A 23,146-nucleotide genomic window follows, 5' to 3' on the forward strand; every position below is an offset into this window, starting at 1 on the left:
ATGTCACTTTGAGTGCCCACACAGATTGTCTGATAAATTGTTAAAGAGCAGTGCCGCTTCGCTTTTCGCTGCGGCGCGGGGTGTGCATATTACGCTTTCCCGCTTCAGAGTCAAGCGTTTATTTTCGCTTTTCTCTGCTGACCCGGCGGCGTGTGTGCCGTTGTTCCGTGTCAGTGGAGGCGCATTATAGGGAGTTATTCCGAAGCCGCAAGGGTAAAGTGAAAATTATTTACTGACCGCTCACTTTCCAGGCAATATTTACTCCAGACCTCAATTTTCGCCTGGTTTTTAAACAAAAACGAGCCGCAAGCGGCTCGTTTTTGCGTTTTGTGACTTACTGCACTGCCACAATGCGATCGTCGTTGGCTTCCAGACGGATAACTTTGCCCGGAATCAACTCTCCGGAGAGGATCTGCTGCGCCAACGGGTTTTCGATCTGCTGCTGGATAGCACGTTTTAATGGACGCGCACCGTACACCGGATCGTAACCATTCTCACTCAGCAGCTTCAGGGCCTCGTCGGAGATGTGAATTTCATACCCACGCTCTTCCAGACGTTTGTACAGACGCTGCAGCTGGATCTGTGCAATCGACGCAATATGTTTCTCACCCAGAGGATGGAATACCACAACTTCATCAATACGGTTGATGAACTCAGGACGGAAGTTATGGCTGACGACACCGAGCACCAGATCCTTCATATGGCTATAGTCCAGTTCACCGAAACGTTCCTGAATCAAATCGGAACCCAGGTTCGAGGTCATGATGACAACCGTATTACGGAAGTCGACCGTTCTCCCCTGCCCGTCGGTCAGACGACCATCGTCCAGGACCTGAAGCAGAATGTTGAACACATCCGGGTGCGCTTTTTCCACTTCATCCAGCAGGATGACGGAATAAGGGCGACGGCGAACCGCTTCCGTCAGATAACCACCTTCTTCATAACCTACGTATCCCGGAGGCGCACCGACCAGACGTGAGACGGAGTGTTTCTCCATAAACTCAGACATGTCGATACGCACCATCGCATCGTCGCTGTCGAACATAAAGTTAGCCAGCGCTTTACACAGCTCGGTTTTACCGACTCCCGTCGGCCCCAGGAACAGGAACGAACCGATCGGACGGTTTGGATCGGACAGCCCCGCTCGGCTACGGCGAATAGCGTTCGAAACCGCTTCAACCGCTTCGTTCTGGCCAATCACCCGATTATGGAGATCTTGCTCCATGCGCAGCAGTTTTTCACGCTCGCCTTCCAGCATGCGTGCCACCGGGATACCGGTCCAGCGAGCAAGCACTTCCGCGATTTCTGCATCCGTCACTTTATTACGTAACAGACGCATCGTTTTCCCTTCTGACTGCGTCGCTATCTCAAGCTGTTTTTCCAGCTCAGGAATTTTGCCGTACTGAAGTTCAGACATACGAGCCAGATCGCCGACACGGCGAGCCTGCTCAATGGCAATTTTTGCCTGTTCAAGTTCAGCTTTAATGGTCTGAGTGCCGGAAAGGGACGCTTTCTCGGCTTTCCACTCTTCTTCCAGCTCAGAGTACTGGCGCTCTTTATCGTCCAGTTCTTCATTGAGCATATCCAGGCGTTTCTTACTGGCTTCATCAGACTCTTTCTTCAGCGCCTGCTGTTCCAGCTTGAGCTGAATGATGCGTCGGTCGAGTCGGTCCAGCTCTTCCGGTTTCGAGTCAATCTGCATACGAATGCTCGAAGCCGCTTCATCAATAAGGTCGATCGCTTTATCCGGCAGCTGGCGATCGGCGATATAACGATGTGAAAGCGTCGCCGCCGCAACGATAGCCGGGTCAGTGATCTGCACGTGGTGGTGCAGTTCATAGCGCTCTTTCAGACCACGCAGGATCGCGATGGTATCTTCAACGCTTGGCTCAGCAACAAACACTTTCTGGAAGCGACGTTCCAGCGCAGCATCTTTCTCAATGTACTGACGATACTCGTCAAGCGTGGTGGCACCAACGCAGTGAAGTTCACCACGCGCCAGCGCAGGTTTCAGCATGTTCCCGGCATCCATCGCGCCGTCCGCTTTACCCGCCCCGACCATAGTGTGCAGTTCGTCGATAAATAGGATAACGTTGCCTTCCTGCTTCGCCAGGTCGTTAAGCACGCCTTTCAGACGTTCTTCGAACTCGCCGCGATACTTCGCACCGGCCACCAGCGCGCCCATATCCAGCGCCAGTACGCGGCGGCCTTTCAGGCCTTCCGGCACTTCGCCGTTGACGATACGCTGCGCCAGCCCTTCAACGATGGCGGTTTTACCGACACCCGGTTCACCAATCAGCACCGGGTTGTTCTTGGTACGACGTTGCAGTACCTGAATCGTACGGCGAATTTCTTCATCACGGCCGATAACCGGGTCAAGTTTGCCCTGTTCAGCACGCTCGGTCAGATCGACCGTAAATTTCTTCAAAGCCTGACGTTGGTCTTCGGCTCCCTGATCGTTCACGCTTTCACCTCCGCGCATTTTCTCAATCGCCTGAGTCACATTGGCGGTGGTCGCACCGGCAGATTTCAGCAGGTCGGTCAAGGTACCGCGTGATTCAAGCACCGCCAGAACAAACAGCTCTGACGAAATAAAGTTGTCCCCACGTTTTTGCGCCAGCTTGTCGCAAAGGTTCAGCACGCGCACCAGATCCTGAGACGGCTGAACGTCGCCGCCGGTACCTTCTACCTGCGGTAAACGGCTCAGCGCCTGATCGATAGCGGTGCGTAACTGGCCAGCATTAATGCCAGCGGACGTTAATAAAGGACGTACCGATCCCCCTTCCTGATTCAGCAAGGCGCTCATTAAATGAAGAGGTTCGATAAACTGGTTGTCGTGCCCCAGTGCGAGGGACTGGGCATCGGCGAGAGCAAGCTGGAATTTATTAGTAAGACGATCCAGACGCATAACTCCTCCCATAACAGGTCAAATTTGCTACTGGAGATTAAATGAGGTCATCCCTCAATTATTCAAGGTTAATGACCTGAATTATGTGAAAAGAAAACGGCACGTACCGGATCGTCTTGATTCTTTAGGTTATATCAGCCAAATGAAACTTGCCATACGCCCCGTGGTCTTGTCGCGACGATAGGAGAAAAAATCACCCTTTTCGGTGAATGTGCAGCGATCGCCGCCGAAGATCTGCGTCACGCCAACGTTATTCAGACGCTGACGGGCGAGCTGGTAAATATCGGCCAGATATTTATCTCCCGAAGGCAGGAAGGCTTCAACCGATTGCGGATCTTTTTCCATAAAGGCTTCGCGAACCTCTGGCCCCACTTCGAAAGCGCGAGGACCAATGGCCGGGCCAAGCCAGGCCATAATATTGGCGGGCTCATCGTTAAAGCAGGCGACTGTTTCTTCGAGCACGCCTTCACATAGACCACGCCAGCCCGCGTGTGCTGCTGCCACCTCGGAACCTGCACGGTTACAGAACAGAACCGGCAGACAATCGGCGGTCATCACGGCACAAACGGTTCCCGGAGTATTACTGTAAGAGGCATCAGCGCGTTTAGAAGCATAGGGTTCTCCCGTCAACTTCAGCACCGCGTTACCATGAACCTGTTCCAGCCAGACCGGTTTTGACGGCAAGTTCCCCGCAGCAAACAAACGTCTGCGGTTCTCTTCAACATGTTCCAGGTTGTCGCCACAGTGCGCACCGAGGTTCAAAGACTCCCACGCGCCCTGGCTAACACCGCCAATACGGGTTGAACTAAAGGCGGCCACGCCAGCAGGCAATGGCCACTCCGGGACAATCAGTTTGGTCATAACCAGTCCACTTGATCCTTATGTTCTTCGAAATCAGCACGCATAGCGTCGATAAGATCCACCATATCCTGCGGGATAGGCGCATGCCACTCCATCTGAATACCGGTGATAGGGTGGTAAAGACGCAGCATGGTCGCGTGCAGCGCCTGACGATCGAATTTACGCAATACGCTGATGAACTCATCCGATGCGCCTTTAGGTGGACGCGGGCGGCCACCGTAGACCTGATCCCCTACCAGCGGATGGGTAATGTGGGCCATATGCACGCGGATCTGGTGAGTACGTCCGGTTTCCAGACGCAGACGCAGGCGCGTATGAATACGGAAGTGCTCCATAATGCGATAGTGCGTCACCGCCGGTTTACCCATCGGATGCACCGACATATGGGTACGTTTAGTTGGGTGACGGCTGATTGGCTCTTCCACCGTTCCGCCAGAGGTCATATGCCCAATGGCTACCGCTTCATACTCGCGGGTGATTTCGCGCAGCTGCAGCGACTCCACCAGACGGGTCTGAGCAGGAACGGTCTTCGCCACCACCATCAAACCGGTGGTGTCTTTATCCAGACGGTGCACGATGCCCGCGCGCGGAACATCCGCGATCGGCGGATAATAATGGAGAAGTGCGTTAAGTACCGTACCGTCAGGGTTCCCCGCACCCGGATGAACAACCAAGTCGCGCGGCTTGTTGATCACCAGAATGTCATCATCTTCATAGACGATGTCCAGTGGGATATCCTGCGGCTCGAAGCGGATTTCCTCTTCGATTTCAGCATTGATGGCGACAGCTTCCCCACCTAACACTTTCTCTTTTGGTTTGTCCCAGATCTTGCCGTTTACCAGCACGCGCTGGTCAAGGATCCATTCTTTTATGCGTGAACGCGAATAATCAGGGAACAATTCGGCCAAAGCCTGATCTAAGCGTTGACCGAGCTGATTTTCGGAGACTGTTGCGGTGAGTTCTACTCGTTGTGCCATAAACTGCTTCTTCGTTTAACGTTGGGTTTTACGGCTTTGCCGTTTAATATAGTGTGCTATTGTAGCTGGTCTTAATCGGGAGCAGGAACAGAGTTTCTCCCGGACAAACATTTGAGGAAAGTCAAAACGTCATGACGCGCATGAAATATCTGGTGGCAGCGGCCACGTTGAGCCTGGCTTTGGTGGGCTGCTCCGGTTCAAATGAACAGGTCCCTGACAATCCGCCGAATGAAATCTATGCGACTGCACAACAAAAGTTGCAGGACGGTAACTGGAAACAGGCGATAACGCAACTGGAAGCGTTGGATAATCGCTATCCATTTGGTCCATATTCGCAGCAGGTACAGTTAGATCTCATCTACGCATACTATAAAAATGCCGATCTGCCGCTGGCTCAGGCAACTATCGATCGTTTCATGCGTCTGAACCCGACTCATCCTAACATCGACTACGTGATGTACATGCGCGGCCTCACCAACATGGCGCTGGACGACAGTGCGCTGCAGGGCTTCTTCGGCGTGGATCGTTCCGACCGTGACCCGCAGCATGCGCGTGATGCCTTCAATGACTTCTCCAAGCTGGTGCGCGGCTATCCGAACAGTCAGTACGTGACCGACGCGACCAAACGTCTGGTGTTCCTGAAAGATCGTCTGGCAAAATATGAATACTCCGTAGCGGAATACTATACCCGCCGTGGCGCATGGGTTGCCGTGGTTAACCGCGTAGAAGGTATGCTGCGTGATTATCCGGATACCCAGGCAACGCGCGATGGCCTGAAGCTGATGGAAAATGCTTACCGTCAGATGCAGATGACCGCTCAGGCTGAAAAAGTGGCGAAAATCATCGCCGCGAACAGCAGCAACACCTGATCTTGCCTCAATGCAAAACGGCAGCCCGAAGGCTGCCGTTTTTTTATTCATTTTAGCGCGTCGCTGAAGCGCTTAAGCCCCAACACATCCAGTCAACTATGGCCCCAATTTTTTCCTTCGACAAGGTAAATCTCACCCCTTCCTGCCCTGCCTCACAAAAAAGATTCCCTGACAAAAACCGACAAAATAACGTGATCTAAATCACACATTTTGACATTAGGTCGGGTATGCTGGAATCACCAAGACGGAAAGACAAGAGGTAAAATTTATGACAATGAACATTACCAGTAAACAAATGGAAATTACTCCGGCAATCCGCCAGCACGTCGCAGACCGTCTCGCCAAACTGGATAAATGGCAAACTCATTTGATTAATCCACATATCATCCTGTCCAAGGAGCCGCAGGGTTTCATCGCTGACGCAACTATCAATACTCCAAACGGCCATCTGGTCGCCAGCGCAAAACACGAGGATATGTACACCGCAATTAACGATTTGATCAACAAGCTGGAACGGCAGCTCAATAAAGTGCAACACAAAGGTGAAGCCCGTCGCGCCGCAACATCGGTGAAAGACGCCAGCTTCGCGGAACAAGTTGAAGAAGAGTAATCCTTTAAATTGAGTGTACTGCCAACGCGCCTTCGGGCGCGTTTTTTGTTTTTTATTGACAGGGTGAAAACAGTACGGGTACTTTAACGGTATCAATCACAGGATGACTTTATGAAACTTACGCCGTTCTTCTTCGCATTCTTTTTTACCTTCCCCTGAACGGGAGGCGTTTCGTCGTGTGATAAAGAATGCGAAGACGAACAACAAGGCCTCCCACACCAGGGGGGCCTTTTTTATTGATAACGATAAAATGAGACAGGCAACACTATGACACCGGAAAACCCGTTACTGGATCTGCGAGTAAAAATCAGCGCGCTGGATGAGAAACTGCTGGCGCTGCTGGCCGAACGCCGCGCGCTTGCCGTTGAAGTGGGCAAAGCCAAGCTGGACTCCCATCGCCCGGTACGAGATATCGACCGCGAGCGCGATCTGCTGGAACGTCTTATTCAGCTCGGCAAAGCGCATCACCTCGATGCCCACTACATCACCCGGTTGTTCCAGCTCATCATCGAAGACTCCGTTCTCACTCAGCAAGCGTTACTCCAGCAGCATCTGAACAAAACCAATCCGCACTCTGCGCGTATCGCCTTCCTCGGTCCGAAAGGCTCTTATTCTCACCTGGCCGCCCGTCAGTATGCCGCACGCCATTTCGAAGAATTTATTGAGAGCGGCTGCGCGAAGTTTGCCGACATATTTAATCAGGTTGAGACCGGCCAGGCGGATTACGCCGTCGTACCGATTGAAAACACCAGCTCCGGCGCTATCAACGACGTTTACGATTTGCTGCAGCACACCAGCCTGTCGCTGGTTGGCGAGCTGACGATCCCTATCGATCACTGCGTGCTGGTCGCCGGATCAACCGACCTGAGCAAGATCGAAACGGTCTACAGTCATCCACAGCCGTTCCAGCAGTGCAGCCAGTTCCTGAACCGCTATCCGAACTGGAAAATTGAGTACACCGAAAGCACCTCGGCGGCGATGGAAAAAGTGGCGCAGGCTAACTCCCCAACCGTCGCCGCGCTCGGCAGCGAAGCAGGCGGGGCGCTGTATGGTTTACAGGTGCTGGAACGCAACCTGGCGAACCAGACGCAAAATATCACCCGTTTCGTGGTGCTGGCACGCAAGGCAATCAATGTGTCTGACCAGGTGCCGGCCAAAACCACGCTGCTGATGGCGACCGGCCAACAGGCCGGTGCGCTGGTTGAAGCCCTGCTGGTGCTGCGTAATCACAACCTGATCATGACCAGGCTGGAATCACGCCCAATCCACGGTAACCCGTGGGAAGAGATGTTTTATCTTGATATCCAGGCCAACCTGGAATCTGCTTCCATGCAGAAGGCCCTGCGCGAACTGGGCGAGATCACGCGCTCCATGAAAGTGCTGGGCTGCTATCCGAGCGAGAACGTGGTCCCGGTTGACCCGGCTTAACGTTCGATAAACCGGCTTTTCTTCTTCCCTGCCACGCTCACCGGCAGGGTGAAGATGGCTCCGGAGAGCGGATACTTCGCCACCTCGTCCGCATCCATATTTTCCCGCGTGGTGGTAATAAACAGCGTTTTCATGTCATCGCCGCCAAAGCAGACCATCGTCGGGCAACGCACCGGCATGCGGTATTCTTCCAGCTGCTCCCCTTGCGGAGAAAAACGCGCAATACGCCAGCCGTCAAACAGCGCGCTCCAGTAGCAGCCTTCCACATCCATGGCCGCGCCGTCCGGTATCCCTTCGCCCTCTTTAAACTGACGAAACACCTCGCGCCTGCCGGGTTCGCCCTGCTCATCAAGCGGCGTTCGGTAAATAACGCCATTTGGCGTATCAGAAGTAAACATCCATTGATTATCCGGGCTAAACGCTAAGCCGTTGTGGCCGTGAATATCGCACTGGATCACTTTCGGCGTCAGGTCGTTGTCGATGCGCATCAGCAGGGCACCGTTGTAATCTCCCGGCCCCCAAAACGTGCCCGCATAGAATCGCCCCAGAGAATCGGTGCCGCCGTCGTTAAAACGTGCGAGCTGCGGGTTAGAGGGGTTATCGCACACCTTGCGGCGCAGCAGGCCGTGTTTATCGGTCAGCCAGATACCCGTTCGCATCGCAACGATAAAACCACCCTGCTCTCGCAGCGCGAAACAGCCCACCTCCTCGTGAAAAGAAAGCACGGTGTGTTCCGCCGTTGGCAGATGGTAACGGTGGATCTCCCCTTCCAGAATATCAGCCCAGTAGAGCGCGTGCTCTTCTGCGCTCCACGTCGGGCATTCAGGCAGATGCCCGGTGTAATTCAACAGCAGCTGCGGTTCGGCCATGACAATCCCCCAAAATAAAAAAAGCCAGCAATGCTGGCTTTCAGTATATACATCATCGCATTACTGGCGACTGTCATTTGCCTGGCGCAACAACGTCCGGCTTTCACTCTGGAAACGCTGCGCGTAATCGCCAAACCAGTGCTCGACCTTGCGGAAACTGTCGATAAACGCCTGCTTGTCTCCGTGCTCCAGCAGCGTAATGGCTTCACCAAAGCGCTGATAGTAGCGCTTGATGAGCGCCAGGTTGTTCTCGGAGGACATAATAATGTCCGCGTAAAGCTGCGGGTCCTGAGCAAACAGGCGCCCAACCATCGCCAGCTCAAGACGATAGATAGGTGAAGAGAGCGCCAGCAGCTGTTCAAGCTGCACGTTCTCTTCCGCCAGATGCAGACCGTAGGCAAATGTCGCAAAGTGGCGCAGCGCCTGAATGAACGCCATGTTCTGATCGTGCTCGACCGCGCTGATGCGGTGCAGTCGCGCACCCCATACCTGAATCTGTTCCAGGAACCACTGATAGGCTTCCGGCTGACGGCCGTCGCAGTAAACCACCACCTGCTTAGCCAGGCTGCCGCTGTCAGGGCCAAACATTGGGTGCAGACCCAGCACCGGGCCCGTATGCGCAGCCAGCATCGCCTGCAGAGGACCATTTTTGACGGAGGCCAGATCCACCAGGATACAGTCTTTCGGTAAAGGAGGAAGCTTTCCGACGATCTGCTCCGTCACGTGGATCGGCACGCTGACGATAACCATCCCGGCATCCTTCATGAGTTCCGGTGCCTGCGCCCAGTCCTCTTTTTCCAGAATGCGCACCTGATACCCAGAAAGCGTCAGCATTTTTTCGAACAGACGCCCCATCTGTCCCGCACCGCCGACAATCACCACCGGCCGCAGGGACGGGCAGAGGGTTTTAAAGCCTTTGTCGTTTTCGCTGGAATAGGATTCCCGCATCACGCGACGCAGAACATCTTCAATCAAGTCCGGAGAAACGCCCAGCGCCTGCGCCTCTTTACGACGGGAGGCCAGCATTGAGGCTTCGCGCTCCGGGACGTAAATCGGCAGGCCGTATTTGCTTTTCACCTCACCGACTTCGGCAACCAGCGCCATGCGGCGCGCCAGCAGGTCCAGCAGCGCCTTATCCACTTCATCAATTTGATCGCGCAGTGCGGTCAATTCAGCAACCATAACTAACCTCTTAAGCCAGACGCGTCGCCAGCTGGCCGCTCAAATCTTTGTGGATCTCACGCAGCAGCGCATCGGTGGTTTCCCAGCTGATGCAGGCATCCGTCACGGAGACGCCGTGCTTCATTGCGCTACGCGGTTGTTCCGATGACTGATTGCCTTCATGAATGTTGCTCTCAATCATCAGACCAATAATCGAACGGTTGCCATCTTTGATCTGTGCGATCACGGATTCCGCAACCGCAGGCTGGCGACGGTAATCTTTATTTGAATTACCATGGCTGCAATCTACCATCAGTGCCGGGCGCAGTCCCGCCTGCTCCATCTCTTTTTCACACTGCGCCACGTCCGCCGGGCTGTAGTTAGGTGCTTTCCCGCCGCGCAGGATCACATGACCGTCCGGGTTGCCCTGCGTTTGCAGGAGGCATACCTGGCCCGCCTGGTTGATACCGACAAAACGGTGCGGCATCGCAGCAGCGCGCATGGCGTTGATTGCCGTCGCCAGGCTGCCATCGGTACCGTTTTTAAAGCCAACCGGCATCGACAGGCCAGACGCCATCTCGCGGTGGGTTTGCGATTCTGTGGTACGCGCACCAATCGCCGACCAGCTGAACAGATCGCCCAGGTACTGCGGGCTGTTCGGGTCCAGCGCTTCGGTTGCCAGCGGCAGCCCCATGCTGACCAGCTCCACCAGAAGGCGACGCGCAATCTTCAGGCCTGCTTCCACATCAAACGAGCCATCCATGTGCGGATCGTTAATCAACCCTTTCCAGCCGACGGTCGTACGTGGCTTCTCAAAATAGACGCGCATCACCAGATAGAGGCTATCGCTGACCTCCTCCGCTAACGCTTTAAATCGACGAGCATATTCTATGGCGGTTTCAGGATCGTGAATGGAGCAAGGACCGCATACCACCAGCAGGCGCGGATCGCGGCCGGCGATAATGTCAGAAATGGTCTGGCGAGAGTGCTCGATCTGAGCCTCCTGCGCAACGCTCAGCGGAAATTCCGCTTTCAGTTGATCCGGAGTGATTAACACCTGTTCGTCAGTGATATGTACGTTGTTCAGCGCGTCTTTTTGCATGATGGCGATCCTGTAAAGCTCGTTTGCGATAGTTGTTTTCCTCAATGAGGTGAAACCACGATACCATAAAAAGTAAACATTTCAATCCAAAATACGTACACTTTACTTTACACACACCAATTTATTGCAAAAATAAGCCGATAAAAACGTAAACTTTAAATTACAGACAGGTTTTCTTTAGCCAGGCTATGCTGAAGAAAAAAGGAGAATGGCTATGCGTTCAATTGCTCTCGCGCTGTTGTCGCTGTTTTTAACCGGCTGTCAGATCAATCCTTACACCTTCCAGCCCGACTGGACCAGCCCATCCTGGTTTGATGCAGGTAAAGAAGACGCCATGAATGGCCTGCCGGTTAAAGATAACCAGGCCCTGGCCGATAGTTTTAACGACACACAGGTTGATCGTAGCGAATATCTTCGCGGCTATGCTGACGGTCAGAAGAAAGTCTGCGAAGAAGGGTTTATTCACGCCTGGGGATTAGCCGGCAAATCTTTCCCTGCCAGTTGCGATACAGCCGAAAACGCGGCCAAACTGCGTGCGTCATGGCAGCAAGGGATGGATGAAAGTATGCGCTCCAGCAGACTGAATTAATCTAATTTCATCCACCGGAAAATAAACAACAGTAGGATTTAGCTTAGGTCGGCCTCATGCTATTTCTGACATAATGACGGCCCTGATAAACAATGGTATTCTGCCCGCAACTCTTAAGGACATCTATTTCCAGAGCGATGTGGCGGATTCTGGTGAGAAATTTATTCTTGATCTCTTTTTTCCGACTCACTCTGGTGCTAACGCTGTTCCTTATGGTGGGCCCTGTGGCGGCAGGCACGCTTACGGAAACGGATAAATCGGTACGCTCGATTGTCTCAGGCATTGTGAGCTATACGCGATGGCCGTCACTTTCCGGGCAGCCTAAACTCTGCGTCTACGCCACTTCTCACTATACGCACGCCCTCAGCGGCGATGAGGGGCATAGCGAGTTACCTTATACTCCCGTTATTGTACGTAACGATCAGGAAGCCCTGGCCGCGACGTGCGATGCGATCTATTTCGGGTCTGAATCACCGGCAAAACAACTTGAATTAATAAGTCAATATCAGGGCAGAGCGTTGCTATTAATCTCAGAGCAAAATCCGGAATGTGTAATTGGCAGTGCCTTTTGCCTGATAATCGATCGCGGCCAGGTACGGTTCGCCGTCAACCTGGATGCATTGACGCGCAGTGGCGTAAGAGTCAATCCGGATGTATTAATGCTTGCACGGAATAAGCAGCATGGATAAAGATTTCACTTCAACGCCACGTCCGACGTTTAAAAGAACGTTGAGGCGAAACAGCATGATAAGCGTCATCATCACGATGACGTTAATATGGCTGCTGCTCTGTTTTGCTTCCGTCGTGACGTTAAAACAATACGCGCAAAAGAATCTCGAATTAACCGGCGCAACAATGAGCCACAGCCTGGAAGCGTCGCTGGTGTTCAACGACTCGCTGGCGGCCAACGAAACGCTGGCCGCCCTGGGCAAACAGGGCCAGTTTGCCGTGGCCGAGGTTATTAACGCGCATAAAAAGCGGTTTGCCTACTGGTCGTGGAACCCGGAGGACAACAACGATACGCTGGGCGCACTGGTCAGCCGCTGGCTTTTCCCCGTACCGGTTGCGCAGCCCATCATGCATAACGGCGCAACGATCGGCGAAATTCGCCTTACCGCGCGTGACAGTCTGATCGGCCATTTCATCTGGATGTCGTTTGCCGTTCTGACCGGCTGCATTCTCTTTGCCGCCGTCGTCGCGCTTATCATTACCCAGTCTTTGCATCGTGGGATGGTTATGGCCCTGCAGAACATTACCGACGTCGTGCATGATGTACGCACAAACCGCAACTTCTCCCGCCGGGTGAAAGATGGGCGTATCGAAGAGTTTCACCAGTTTGGTGAGGACTTCAACAGCCTTCTGGATGAGATGGAGGAGTGGCAACTCAAGCTCCAGGCGAAAAACGCCCAGCTGCTGCGTACCGCCATGCACGACCCGCTCACCGGTCTTGCCAACCGCGCGGCGTTTCGTAACAGCATTGCGGCCTTAATGAACGACCCTTCAGCCAGAACAAACTCGGCCCTGCTCTTCCTCGACGGTGATAACTTTAAGTTTATTAACGACACCTGGGGCCACGCGGCAGGAGACTGCGTGCTGATCGAAGTCGCCAGTAGGATGATGGAGTTTGGCGACAAACGTCATCAGTCTTACCGTCTTGGCGGGGACGAATTTGCCATGGTGCTGTACGGCGTGCACTCTGAACTTGAGGTTCAACATATTTGTGCTGCGCTATCGCAGCAGTTTATCCGTCCGTTTGATCTTCATAACGGACAAAAAGCATCGATGTCACTCAGCATTGGCTTTGCTCTGGCGTGGGAAAATGCTTCCGTGGAAGCATTACTGGAGAGGGCTGACCGCAACATGTACCAGGTGAAAAACCAGCGTACGAAAACAACAAGTTAGAAGGGATACACTATGTTAAAACGTTACTTCGCGCCGATAGTTCTGGCCTCACTGGTTCTGGCAGGCTGTCAGTCGCCGCCGGAAGGTAAATTTACTCCTGAGCAAATTTCGGCGATGAAGTCTTACGGTTTTAACGAACTGAACGGTGACTGGTCGCTTGGCATGTCGGACACCATCCTGTTTGATAAAAATGACGCCAGACTGCGCCCGGAAAGTGAAACGCAGATCCAGTCCATGGCCTCTCGCCTGGCGGAAACCGGCCTGAACCACGCGCGAATGGACGGTCACACGGATAATTACGGGGAAGAAAGCTACAACGAAGCGCTGTCGTTAAAACGCGCCAATGCCGTGGCCGATGCCTGGGCGAAGGGCGCAAATATCCCGCGCAGCAATCTCACCACGCGGGGGTTAGGTCAAAAATACCCGGTTGCGAGCAACAGTACCCCGCAAGGGCGCGCTGAAAACCGCCGCGTCGCAGTGGTGATCAGCACGCCATAGGGTTATTTAGCGGAGGATTCGGCGAGCGTCACCCTGGTTGCCGCTCGCCAGCGCAGCCAGTCCACCAGAACAAACAGCGCCAGACTCATGCCCATGACCGGCAAGGCCAGCCCCAGCAGTATGCTGATTACCACCGTAACCCCTCTTCCCCATCCTGACAGCGCCAGCCAGCTCTGACAAAGCGTCTGTACCGGACTCACTGCCGACCGTGCCGGACGACGCATCCACCACATCCGGTAACCCCAAATAATGAGCACGCACAGGGCGAGGCCGAACGCCACCAGCAGCAGCTGATTCACCAGCCCGAATAAGATCCCCATATGGAAATCCACGCCCCAGCGGGTCAGTTTTGCCATTAACGGGAAACCCTCGAAACGGGTTCTGTCCAGGACCTGCATCGTCGAAGGATCAACCGCAACGGCGTCCACCTGAGTCGGCCAGCTGCGATCGATTTCCGTCACGGTCCAGGCGCTATCCGCCGTTTTTGCCGGGCGGATCTCCAGCCTCTTGGCATCAATTCCTGCGTTACGGGCCGCGCTTAATACTCCGTCAAACTGCGTCAGATCCATCGCCATTTCCGGCATCATCATTCCGCCGTGATGGCCCCGGTGTTCGGCATGCTCATCCACGATCTCCTGTTGGCCGGAAAGCGTCGTGTTCACCTGCGGGGTGAGCCAGTTCATCTCTGCCCGCAGCTTATCGACGTTCCCGCCTGCCCATTGAGACCATGTCAGGCCGGTTGCAGAGAACAGCAACATTCCACCCAGCAGACTCCAGCCCAGCGTCACGTGCAGGCGACGACGATTCTGGAAGCGATTGTTGATCCGCCGTTTGGGTCGGGTGTAAAACCACAGGGCAATACCGCCCAGCGCGGCAACCCACATCCAGGAGGCGGCAAGCTCGCTGTAGAGCCGGCCCACGTCGCCCAGCATCAGAGAGGTATGCAGATAATCAATGGTCTGACGCAGCGGTAAAATCCCGCTGGTGCCGTATACCGTCATATCTCCCAGCACCGCCAGGCTTACCGGATCAATAAAAATAGCCCGGTTCTCCGATGGCCCAAGCGTCGGGTCAGCAAACATTACGCGGGTAGTTTCGCCTTCAGCCAGCCCCGGACGCACGGCGTGCAATTGCAAATCTGAGCCAACGGTTTTTTCCGCCACGGCGATTTGCTCCGCCAGCGGCTGCAGCTCGCCTACGGAATCCATGTGGAGCGCGTGCCGGTAGAGCGCATTCTCCAGCTGTGGAGTCGCCACATATAGCGTACCGGTCAGCGCGGCAAAGAAGATAAACGGACCAACAAAAAGCCCGACGTAGAAATGGAGGCGACGCAGCAGGTTTCCCCATGCCGCGCGCGGAGTGCAGGTTGTCATACTTTTCCTTTTTAAGGCAGTAAGTTATTGATTTATTTTTTAAAGGGAAAAAGCAGGCTGCCGCGGCGGCGCGCGGGTATCAGGGTAAAGCCAGGGGAAAAAGTGCCAGTGACTGACCGCCTGGCGCGGCGGCTTAACGCGAAGCCTCTGCAGCACCGCGCTGAGCAGGACGATCAGCGCCAGCATCACGCCAGGAACATGCGCTAACAGTACGCAGTAGCCGCACGCTTCAGCATGGTCGACAGGCATCGTGTGCGGCATATCGCCGTGATGCTCGTCCATCGACATCATGCTCATGTCATGATGCATGCCCGGCATGGCGCTCATGGGATCTTTCTGCAAGGAGACGGAGATAAGCGGCGCTACCACGATCAGCAGGATCGCAAACAGCGCGGTCAAGGCCGCTGCGCGTTTCCGGTTAGTCTGATGCAGTACGTTATCCACTTCCCCTCCATTCAAGAGGCAAGCATTGTAAATGATTTATGACAAAAGGGTTAACGTAAGAAATGCGCAGGGATAAAAAAAGGGCCAGCCTTTCGGCCAGCCCTTTCTAACAGGATGTCGCTTAAGCGAATCTTAGTTCAGACGCTCTTTAATACGAGCAGACTTACCAGTACGCTCACGCAGGTAGTACAGTTTAGCTTTACGTACAGCACCACGACGTTTAACAGCAATGCTGTCAACTACCGGAGAGTGAGTCTGGAAGACACGCTCAACGCCTTCGCCGTTGGAAATTTTACGAACAGTGAATGCAGAGTGCAGACCGCGGTTACGAATAGCGATAACCACGCCCTCGAATGCCTGCAGACGTTTTTTGGAACCTTCAACAACCCATACTTTCACTTCCACGGTGTCACCTGGACGGAAGGAAGGTACGTCCTGCTTCATCTGCTCTTGTTCAAGTTGCTTAATAATGTTGCTCATAATTTAATCTCTTATCCTGGGTAAACTGATATTCGGGAGCGTATTACGCATTCCCATCATGTTCATGCTGCTGGTGCGCGTGTTCTGTTTTGAACTCGGCCAGCAACTTTGCTTGCTCTTCAGTCAGAGCCAGGTTTTCCAGAAGTTCAGGTCTTCTAAGCCAGGTTCGGCCCAGCGACTGCTTCAAACGCCAGCGACGTATCTCGGCATGGTTTCCAGACAGTAACACTGCCGGTACTTCCATCCCTTCTAACACTTCAGGACGAGTATAGTGTGGACAGTCCAGCAACCCATCGGCAAAGGAATCTTCCGTTGCCGAAGCTTCATGGCCCAGAACCCCCGGAATGAACCGGGCGACGGAGTCAATCAGCGTCATTGCGGGTAACTCACCACCGCTGAGAACGTAATCCCCGATAGACCATTCTTCGTCAATCTCGGTTTGAATTACGCGCTCATCTATCCCTTCGTAGCGCCCACAGACCAGAATCAGCTTTTGATTCGTCGCCAGTTCGCTCACGCCCGCTTGATCAAGCTTGCGTCCCTGAGGTGAAAGATAAATCACCTTTGCGCCTTCACCTGCCGCGGCTTTTGCTGTGTGAATGGCGTCCCGTAAGGGTTGCACCATCATTAGCATCCCCGGTCCGCCGCCGTAAGGACGATCGTCCACGGTACGGTGCCGGTCATGAGTAAAGTCACGAGGACTCCAGCTCTGGATGCTCAGCAGGCCATTCTTTACTGCCCGGCCAGTTACCCCGTAATCGGTAATCGCGCGGAACATTTCAGGAAACAGGCTAATTATGCCAATCCACATAGCGCCGTCTTTTACCGTTTATCCGGAGAATTTAAAAACCAGGATCCCAATCTACTTCAATGGTTTGAGTAGTGAGATCGACTTTCTTGATAACCTGTCCATCGAGGAACGGAACCAACCGCTCCTTGATGCCAAATGCATCTTTCAGGTTTGCCTTAATGACGAGAACGTCATTTGACCCGGTTTCCATCATATCGATGACTTTCCCCAGGCTGTAGCCTTCGGTAGTGACTACCTGGCAACCCATAAGGTCTTTCCAGTAGTAGTCGCCCTCTTCCAGCTGTGGCAACTGCGACGAATCCACGACAATTTCACAATTAGTCAGCGCATTCGCAGCATCACGATCGTCAACGCCTTTCAGCTTGATGATGATGTCCTGATTGTGGTGACGCCAGCTTTCCAGCTCGACCTCTTCCCACTTACCGCCTTTCTGGATAAACCAGGGCTGGTAATCAAAAATGCTATCAGCGTCTTCAGTGGAGGAAAACACTCTGAGCCAACCACGGATACCGTAGCAAGAACCCATTTTTCCCAATACGATCGGTTCAACAGGTGCTTTATTGCTCATCATGACCACCGTGACAGATTAAGCTGCTTTGTTTGCTGCTTTGATCAGCGTAGCAACGCGATCGGAAACAGTAGCGCCCTGGCCAACCCAGTGAGCGATACGATCCAGATCCAGACGAGTTTCTTCTTCTGCGCCAGCGGCCAGTGGGTTGAAGAAACCAACGCGCTCGATGAAGCGACCGTTGCGTGCATTACGGCTGTCAGTCACAACAACCTGGTAGAACGGACGCTTTTTAGCGCCGTGACGAGCTAAACGAATAGTTACCATAACATCCTCTTGTGTGAATAAAACAACCGGGCCCCATCGAGGAACGGAGCCCGGGTGTCATATTAAAAGCCCGAAAATTTTACTCATTTTCGGGCAAAAAGCAATCTCAAAAGCGATTAACGCCCTGGAAAACCGGGGGGCATCATGCCTTTCATGCCGCGCATCATCTTCGCCATGCCGCCTTTCTTCATTTTCTTCATCATGCGCTGCATGTCGTCGAACTGTTTCAGAAGGCGGTTAACGTCCTGCACCTGCATGCCGCAACCGGCTGCGATACGGCGTTTACGGGAACCTTTGATGATATCCGGGTTAGCGCGCTCCTTGAGGGTCATCGAGTTGATGATCGCCTCCATACGCACCAGCACCTTGTCATCCATCTGCGCTTTCACGTTGTCAGGGATCTGGCCCATGCCCGGCAGTTTGCCCATCAGGCTGGCCATGCCGCCCATATTTTTCATCTGACGCAGCTGCTCAAGGAAATCGGTGAGATCGAAACCGTCACCTTTTTTCAGCTTGCTGGCCAGCTTCTCGGCCTGCGCGCGGTCAACCTTGCTCTCGATATCTTCGATCAGCGACAGCACGTCGCCCATGCCGAGGATACGGGAGGCAATACGATCCGGGTGGAACGGCTCGAGCGCTTCAGTTTTCTCGCCCACCCCGAGGAATTTAATCGGCTTACCGGTGATGTGACGAATGGAGAGCGCCGCACCGCCGCGGGCGTCACCGTCCACTTTGGTCAGCACCACGCCGGTTAACGGCAGCGCTTCGTTAAACGCTTTTGCGGTATTCGCCGCATCCTGACCGGTCATGGCATCGACAACGAACAGGGTCTCTACCGGGTTGATAGAGGCATGCACCTGCTTGATCTCGTCCATCATCGCTTCGTCAACGTGCAGACGACCGGCGGTATCCACCAGCAGCACGTCGTAGAATTTCAGCTTCGCTTCTTTCAGCGCCGCGTTAACGATGTCGACAGGCTTCTGCGCCACGTCGGACGGGAAGAAATCTACGCCGACCTGCTCAGCCAGGGTTTCCAGCTGTTTGATCGCCGCCGGGCGATAGACGTCCGCAGAGACCACCAGCACTTTCTTCTTGTGCTTTTCACGCAGGAATTTACCCAGCTTACCGACGCTGGTCGTTTTACCTGCACCCTGCAGGCCCGCCATCAGCACCACGGCCGGCGGCTGAGCCGCCAGGTTAAGCACCTGGTTCTCTTCGCCCATCGCCGAAACCAGTTCATTACGAACGATTTTGACGAACTCCTGACCCGGGGTCAGGCTCTTGTTAACTTCATGACCAACCGCCTTCTCTTTTACGCGGTTGATAAAATCACGAACAACCGGCAACGCCACGTCTGCTTCCAGCAGCGCCATGCGCACTTCACGCAGCGTTTCCTTGATGTTCTCTTCAGTAAGGCGTCCGCGGCCGCTGATGTTGCGCAGCGTGCGCGACAAACGATCGGTTAAATTATCAAACATTGTCTCTCGCCTGAGTAGAAACGTTGGGCCGCATTGAGCGACACATACACAGAATTTTGCCGGAGTATAACATGAAGGCGCCTTTGTTGTTATGCAACGGTTGGAGCAGGCGTCACGTAACGTTATACTGCTTCTCTTTCTTATTAAGACAACTGTCGATGCCTATATGCCTGTTTTCGCACTGATCGCCCTTGTTGCCTACTCTGTCAGCCTCGCGCTGATTATTCCCGGACTGCTGCAAAAAAACAGCGGCTGGCGGCGCATGGCTATTCTTTCGGCGGTGATCGCACTGATTAGCCACGCCTTTGCGCTGGAATCACGCATTATCCCCGGCGACGGCAGCGTGCAAAACCTGAGCGTCCTCAACGTCGGCTCGCTGGTCAGCCTGATGATCTGTACGGTAATGACCATCGTCGCGTCTAAAAATCGCGGCTGGCTGCTGCTGCCGATTGTCTATACCTTCGCGCTGATCAATCTGGCCCTCGCCACCTTTATGCCTAATGAGTTCATTACGCATCTGGAGGCGACGCCGGGGATGCTGGTGCATATCGGCCTGTCGCTCTTTGCCTACGCGACGCTGATTATCGCCGCGCTTTACGCCATGCAGCTCGCCTGGATTGACTACCAGCTGAAAAACAAAAAGCTGGCGTTTAACCATGAAATGCCGCCGCTGATGGTCATTGAGCGAAAGATGTTTCACATCACCCAGGTGGGTGTGGTGCTGCTGACGCTCACGCTCTGCACGGGCCTGTTTTACATGAAGAACCTGTTCAGCGTGGAGAATATCGATAAAGCGGTGCTCTCTATCATCGCGTGGTTTGTCTATATTGTCCTGTTATGGGGCCATTATCATGAAGGCTGGCGCGGTCGTCGCGTGGTCTGGTTCAACGTCGCGGGTGCGGGCATTCTCACCCTTGCCTATTTTGGCAGCCGCTTCATACAGCAATTTGCTGGCTAAGTAACAAAAGGAGTTCCCCCTGGAACACATCTCTACCACCACGCTGATCGTTATCCTGATCGTCATGGTGGTCATCTCCGCCTATTTCTCCGGCTCGGAAACCGGCATGATGACCCTAAACCGCTACCGGTTACGTCATCGTGCTAAACAGGGTAATCGTGCCGCGCGCCGCGTTGAAAAACTGCTCCGCAAGCCGGATCGCCTGATAAGCCTGGTGCTCATCGGCAACAACCTTGTCAACATTCTTGCCTCAGCCCTCGGCACTATCGTCGGGATGCGCCTGTACGGCAACGCCGGGGTGGCGATTGCCACCGGCGTGCTGACGTTCGTGGTGCTGGTGTTTGCCGAAGTGCTGCCGAAAACCATCGCCGCGCTTTACCCGGAGAAAGTCGCTTACCCGAGCAGCTTCCTGCTGGCACCGCTGCAGATCCTGATGATGCCCCTGGTCTGGCTGCTGAACATGGTGACGCGCGTACTGATGCGGATGGTGGGAATCAAAGCCGATGTCACCATCAGCAGCGCGCTCAGCAAAGAGGAGCTGCGCACCATCGTGAATGAATCCCGCTCGCAGATCTCCCGGCGCAATCAGGACATGCTCCTGTCGGTGCTGGATCTGGAAAAGGTGAGCGTGAACGACATCATGGTGCCGCGTAATGAAATCGTCGGTATCGACATCAATGACGACTGGAAAGCCATCGTCCGCCAGCTGACGCACTCCCCGCACGGGCGTATTGTGCTTTACCGCGACTCGCTGGATGACGCCATCAGCATGCTGCGCGTGCGCGAAGCCTACCGTCTGATGACCGAGAAAAAAGAGTTCACCAAAGAAGTGATGCTGCGCGCCGCCGACGAGATTTACTACGTGCCGGAAGGAACCCCGCTCAGCACGCAGCTGGTGAAATTCCAGCGCAACAAGAAGAAGGTCGGCCTGGTAGTCAATGAGTACGGCGACATTCAGGGGCTGGTGACGGTCGAAGATATTCTGGAAGAGATTGTCGGAGACTTTACCACGTCAATGTCGCCTTCCCTCGCGGAAGAGGTCACCCCGCAAAACGACGGCTCGGTGCTGATTGACGGTAGCGCGAACATTCGTGAACTCAACAAAGCCTTTAACTGGCATTTGCCGGAAGATGAGGCTCGCACGATTAACGGGATGATTCTGGAAGCGCTGGAAGAGATCCCGGCGGCGGGCACGCGGGTGCGCATTGAGCAGTACGATATTGATATCCTGGACGTGCAGGACAATATGATTAAGCAGGTGAAAGTCCTGCCCGTTAAACCCCTGCGCGAAAGCATCGCGGAGTAAGGCTGTAGGCCGGGTGAGGCGAACGCCGCCACCCGGCACTACGGATAGCGAATTATGCTTTCGCTTTCGCCACGGTCACCATCGCCGCGCGAATGGTACGCCCGTTCAGGGTGTAACCTTTCTGCATCACGCCCAGCACCTTACCGGCTTCCACCTCTTCGGACTCCACCATCGCAATCGCCTGGTGAACGTTTGGATCCAGCGGTACGTCGGTGTCGGCAATCACTTCCACGCCAAACTTACGCACCACGTCGAGCATGGATTTCAGCGTCAGCTCGATACCTTCGATCATCGCCGCGTTGTCCGGATTCGCTTTGTCAGCCACTTCCAGCGCGCGATCGAGGCTATCAATTACCGGCAGCAGTTCGTTGACGAATTTCTCCAGCGCAAATTTATGCGCCTTCTCAACGTCCTGCTCGGTACGGCGACGCAGGTTTTCCATTTCCGCCTTGATGCGCAGAACACCATCGCGTTCGCGATTCTGCGCTTCTACCAGTTGGGCTTCCAGATTCGCAATTTTTTCATCGCGCGGGTCCACCTGCTCAGCAGATGCGTCTGGCTCTACAGCCTCAACTTCATCATGCTGTTCCGTGATAATTTCTTCAGGGGCTTGCCCCTCAGGCGTTTTCTGTTCTTTACTACTCATGAATTTCTCCGCGTTTTTCTGCATTCATCTCGCTAACTTCGCTTATTATGGGGATCAGTTTCCGGGATTCAAGGGAACAAGACAGATTGTCATCATTCATCAGGCACAAGGACCTCCAGAAAATGAATAATCATTTCAGGTGTATTGGGATCGTCGGGCATCCGCGTCACCCTACCGCACTAACGACACATGAAATGTTGTATCGCTGGTTGTGTAGCAAAGGCTATGAAGTGATGGTCGAGCAGCAGATTGCGCAGGAGCTGCAGCTGAAGAGCGTCAAAACCGGCACGCTGGCGGAAATTGGCCAACAGGCCGATCTCGCCGTGGTGGTGGGCGGCGACGGCAACATGCTCGGCGCGGCCCGCACGCTGGCGCGTTATGACATTAAGGTCATCGGCATCAACCGTGGCAATCTCGGCTTTTTAACCGATCTCGACCCGGACAATGCGCAGCAGCAGCTGGCTGACGTGCTGGAAGGGCACTATATCAGCGAAAAACGCTTTTTACTGGAAGCGCAGGTGTGCCAGCAGGACTGCCAGAAGCGCATCAGCACCGCGATTAACGAGGTGGTTCTTCACCCCGGAAAAGTGGCGCACATGATCGAGTTCGAAGTTTATATCGACGAAATCTTTGCTTTCTCCCAGCGTTCCGACGGGCTGATTATCTCCACTCCGACAGGCTCAACCGCCTACTCGCTTTCTGCCGGTGGCCCGATCCTGACGCCCTCGCTGGATGCCATTACCCTGGTGCCGATGTTCCCGCACACGCTCTCCGCCCGTCCGCTGGTCATCAACGGCGACAGCACGATACGTCTGCGCTTCTCGCACCGCCGTAACGACCTGGAGATCAGCTGCGACAGCCAGATAGCGCTACCGATCCAGGAAGGTGAAGATGTTCTCATTCGTCGGTGTGATTACCACCTTAATCTGATTCACCCGAAAGATTACAGCTATTTCAACACATTAAGCTCGAAGCTTGGCTGGTCAAAAAAATTGTTCTGATTTTGCATCCAGTACTTTACTGTATAAAAAACCAGTTTAT

At 54.1% G+C, this 23,146-nt stretch carries 25 protein-coding genes and 1 other annotated feature; of the genes, 11 read left to right on the forward strand and 14 right to left on the reverse strand.

Features of this window, described 5'->3' with window-relative positions; translation table 11 throughout:
* Positions 1-334: 334 nt before the first annotated feature.
* The 3 genes from clpB to rluD form a co-directional block, all read right to left on the reverse strand.
* On the reverse strand, positions 335-2,908 hold the full coding sequence (clpB, locus tag SPG90_RS12200; RefSeq protein ID WP_045405272.1) for an ATP-dependent chaperone ClpB: 2,574 nt from the start codon (positions 2,906-2,908) through the stop codon (positions 335-337).
* A gap of 129 nt (positions 2,909-3,037) precedes the next feature.
* The gene (gene yfiH, locus SPG90_RS12205; RefSeq protein ID WP_248201975.1) at positions 3,038-3,769 is read right to left on the reverse strand and encodes a purine nucleoside phosphorylase YfiH; all 732 of its coding nucleotides are present in this window, start codon (positions 3,767-3,769) and stop codon (positions 3,038-3,040) included.
* Entirely contained in the window at positions 3,766-4,746 is a 981-nt protein-coding gene (rluD, locus tag SPG90_RS12210) for a 23S rRNA pseudouridine(1911/1915/1917) synthase RluD (protein WP_023308866.1), read from the reverse strand. Before rluD ends, yfiH begins: the two co-directional genes overlap by 4 nt.
* A gap of 131 nt (positions 4,747-4,877) precedes the next feature.
* On the opposite strand from rluD, the gene bamD reads away from it, so the two are divergent.
* From bamD to pheA, 4 genes are all read left to right on the forward strand, one after another.
* Entirely contained in the window at positions 4,878-5,615 is a 738-nt protein-coding gene (bamD, locus tag SPG90_RS12215; protein WP_023308867.1) for an outer membrane protein assembly factor BamD, read from the forward strand.
* Positions 5,616-5,883: 268 nt separating this feature from the next.
* Complete coding sequence (gene raiA, locus SPG90_RS12220; RefSeq protein WP_045405277.1) at positions 5,884-6,225, forward strand: ribosome-associated translation inhibitor RaiA; 342 nt, start codon at positions 5,884-5,886, stop codon at positions 6,223-6,225.
* 110 nt (positions 6,226-6,335) lie between these two features.
* Positions 6,336-6,462: a sequence feature (Phe leader region), on the forward strand.
* The gene (gene pheL / locus SPG90_RS12225) at positions 6,337-6,384 is read left to right on the forward strand and encodes a pheA operon leader peptide PheL (RefSeq protein WP_100249759.1); all 48 of its coding nucleotides are present in this window, start codon (positions 6,337-6,339) and stop codon (positions 6,382-6,384) included. Its footprint overlaps the feature before it by 48 nt.
* A gap of 30 nt (positions 6,463-6,492) precedes the next feature.
* Complete coding sequence (pheA, locus tag SPG90_RS12230) at positions 6,493-7,653, forward strand: bifunctional chorismate mutase/prephenate dehydratase (RefSeq protein WP_023308868.1); 1,161 nt, start codon at positions 6,493-6,495, stop codon at positions 7,651-7,653.
* Here the strand turns inward: pheA and SPG90_RS12235 are convergent.
* Genes SPG90_RS12235 through aroF form a run of 3 tightly spaced genes read right to left on the reverse strand, consistent with a single transcriptional unit; the run spans position 7,650 to position 10,785 of the window.
* A complete protein-coding gene (locus SPG90_RS12235) occupies positions 7,650-8,522 on the reverse strand; it encodes an SMP-30/gluconolactonase/LRE family protein (RefSeq protein WP_047174746.1) in 873 nt (290 codons plus the stop codon). The two genes, pheA and SPG90_RS12235, sit on opposite strands and share 4 nt — an antisense overlap.
* A 60-nt stretch (positions 8,523-8,582) precedes the next feature.
* Positions 8,583-9,704 (reverse strand): bifunctional chorismate mutase/prephenate dehydrogenase, encoded by a 1,122-nt coding sequence (tyrA, locus tag SPG90_RS12240; RefSeq protein WP_023308870.1) that lies wholly within the window; start codon positions 9,702-9,704, stop codon positions 8,583-8,585.
* Positions 9,705-9,714: 10 nt separating this feature from the next.
* Entirely contained in the window at positions 9,715-10,785 is a 1,071-nt protein-coding gene (aroF, locus tag SPG90_RS12245) for a 3-deoxy-7-phosphoheptulonate synthase AroF (RefSeq protein WP_047174747.1), read from the reverse strand.
* Positions 10,786-10,999: 214 nt separating this feature from the next.
* On the opposite strand from aroF, the gene SPG90_RS12250 reads away from it, so the two are divergent.
* The 4 genes from SPG90_RS12250 (at position 11,000) to SPG90_RS12265 (ending at position 13,774) form a co-directional block, all read left to right on the forward strand.
* Entirely contained in the window at positions 11,000-11,374 is a 375-nt protein-coding gene (locus SPG90_RS12250) for a DUF2799 domain-containing protein (RefSeq protein WP_047174748.1), read from the forward strand.
* A gap of 152 nt (positions 11,375-11,526) precedes the next feature.
* Positions 11,527-12,063 (forward strand): YfiR family protein, encoded by a 537-nt coding sequence (locus tag SPG90_RS12255; RefSeq protein ID WP_196351460.1) that lies wholly within the window; start codon positions 11,527-11,529, stop codon positions 12,061-12,063.
* On the forward strand, positions 12,056-13,276 hold the full coding sequence (dgcN, locus tag SPG90_RS12260) for a diguanylate cyclase DgcN (protein WP_047174749.1): 1,221 nt from the start codon (positions 12,056-12,058) through the stop codon (positions 13,274-13,276). Before SPG90_RS12255 ends, dgcN begins: the two co-directional genes overlap by 8 nt.
* 12 nt (positions 13,277-13,288) lie before the next feature.
* Positions 13,289-13,774 carry an OmpA family protein gene (locus SPG90_RS12265; RefSeq protein ID WP_029741023.1) on the forward strand — a complete coding sequence of 162 codons (486 nt, stop codon included), beginning with the start codon at positions 13,289-13,291 and terminating at the stop codon, positions 13,772-13,774.
* A 2-nt stretch (positions 13,775-13,776) separates the two neighbouring features.
* Here the strand turns inward: SPG90_RS12265 and SPG90_RS12270 are convergent, their stop codons facing one another.
* The 7 genes from SPG90_RS12270 to ffh all read right to left on the reverse strand — a co-directional run bounded on the left by SPG90_RS12270 (position 13,777) and on the right by ffh (position 19,195).
* A complete protein-coding gene (locus SPG90_RS12270) occupies positions 13,777-15,147 on the reverse strand; it encodes a PepSY-associated TM helix domain-containing protein (RefSeq protein WP_126302997.1) in 1,371 nt (456 codons plus the stop codon).
* Between the two features lie 39 nt (positions 15,148-15,186).
* A complete protein-coding gene (locus tag SPG90_RS12275) occupies positions 15,187-15,591 on the reverse strand; it encodes a DUF2946 domain-containing protein (protein WP_322408165.1) in 405 nt (134 codons plus the stop codon).
* A gap of 132 nt (positions 15,592-15,723) precedes the next feature.
* The gene (rplS, locus tag SPG90_RS12280; RefSeq protein WP_002914145.1) at positions 15,724-16,071 is read right to left on the reverse strand and encodes a 50S ribosomal protein L19; all 348 of its coding nucleotides are present in this window, start codon (positions 16,069-16,071) and stop codon (positions 15,724-15,726) included.
* Positions 16,072-16,114: 43 nt separating this feature from the next.
* A complete protein-coding gene (gene trmD / locus SPG90_RS12285) occupies positions 16,115-16,882 on the reverse strand; it encodes a tRNA (guanosine(37)-N1)-methyltransferase TrmD (RefSeq protein WP_014832949.1) in 768 nt (255 codons plus the stop codon).
* Positions 16,883-16,913: 31 nt separating this feature from the next.
* Positions 16,914-17,453, reverse strand: coding sequence for a ribosome maturation factor RimM (gene rimM, locus SPG90_RS12290; RefSeq protein WP_029741020.1), 540 nt, complete (start codon positions 17,451-17,453; stop codon positions 16,914-16,916).
* A gap of 15 nt (positions 17,454-17,468) precedes the next feature.
* On the reverse strand, positions 17,469-17,717 hold the full coding sequence (gene rpsP, locus SPG90_RS12295; RefSeq protein ID WP_003863133.1) for a 30S ribosomal protein S16: 249 nt from the start codon (positions 17,715-17,717) through the stop codon (positions 17,469-17,471).
* A 116-nt stretch (positions 17,718-17,833) separates the two neighbouring features.
* Positions 17,834-19,195 (reverse strand): signal recognition particle protein, encoded by a 1,362-nt coding sequence (gene ffh / locus SPG90_RS12300; protein WP_014884878.1) that lies wholly within the window; start codon positions 19,193-19,195, stop codon positions 17,834-17,836.
* Between the two features lie 166 nt (positions 19,196-19,361).
* Between ffh and SPG90_RS12305 the strand changes: the two genes are divergently transcribed.
* Together SPG90_RS12305 and SPG90_RS12310 are read left to right on the forward strand one after the other, a co-directional pair.
* Positions 19,362-20,153, forward strand: a complete 792-nt coding sequence (locus tag SPG90_RS12305) for a cytochrome C assembly family protein (RefSeq protein ID WP_032623031.1) — start codon at positions 19,362-19,364, stop codon at positions 20,151-20,153.
* A gap of 19 nt (positions 20,154-20,172) precedes the next feature.
* Positions 20,173-21,459 (forward strand): HlyC/CorC family transporter, encoded by a 1,287-nt coding sequence (locus tag SPG90_RS12310; RefSeq protein ID WP_025759264.1) that lies wholly within the window; start codon positions 20,173-20,175, stop codon positions 21,457-21,459.
* 52 nt (positions 21,460-21,511) lie between these two features.
* On the opposite strand, the gene grpE is transcribed toward SPG90_RS12310, so the two are convergent.
* On the reverse strand, positions 21,512-22,105 hold the full coding sequence (grpE, locus tag SPG90_RS12315) for a nucleotide exchange factor GrpE (protein WP_023308880.1): 594 nt from the start codon (positions 22,103-22,105) through the stop codon (positions 21,512-21,514).
* Between the two features lie 122 nt (positions 22,106-22,227).
* Here grpE and nadK point away from each other — a divergent pair, with 122 nt between their 5' ends.
* Positions 22,228-23,106, forward strand: coding sequence for an NAD(+) kinase (gene nadK, locus SPG90_RS12320; RefSeq protein ID WP_008502500.1), 879 nt, complete (start codon positions 22,228-22,230; stop codon positions 23,104-23,106).
* The last annotated feature ends 40 nt before the right edge of the window (positions 23,107-23,146 follow it).

Origin of the sequence: Enterobacter sp. D2 (assembly GCF_034427575.1) — a bacterium.
GTDB classification, from domain to species: Bacteria; Pseudomonadota; Gammaproteobacteria; order Enterobacterales; family Enterobacteriaceae; genus Enterobacter; species Enterobacter cloacae_M.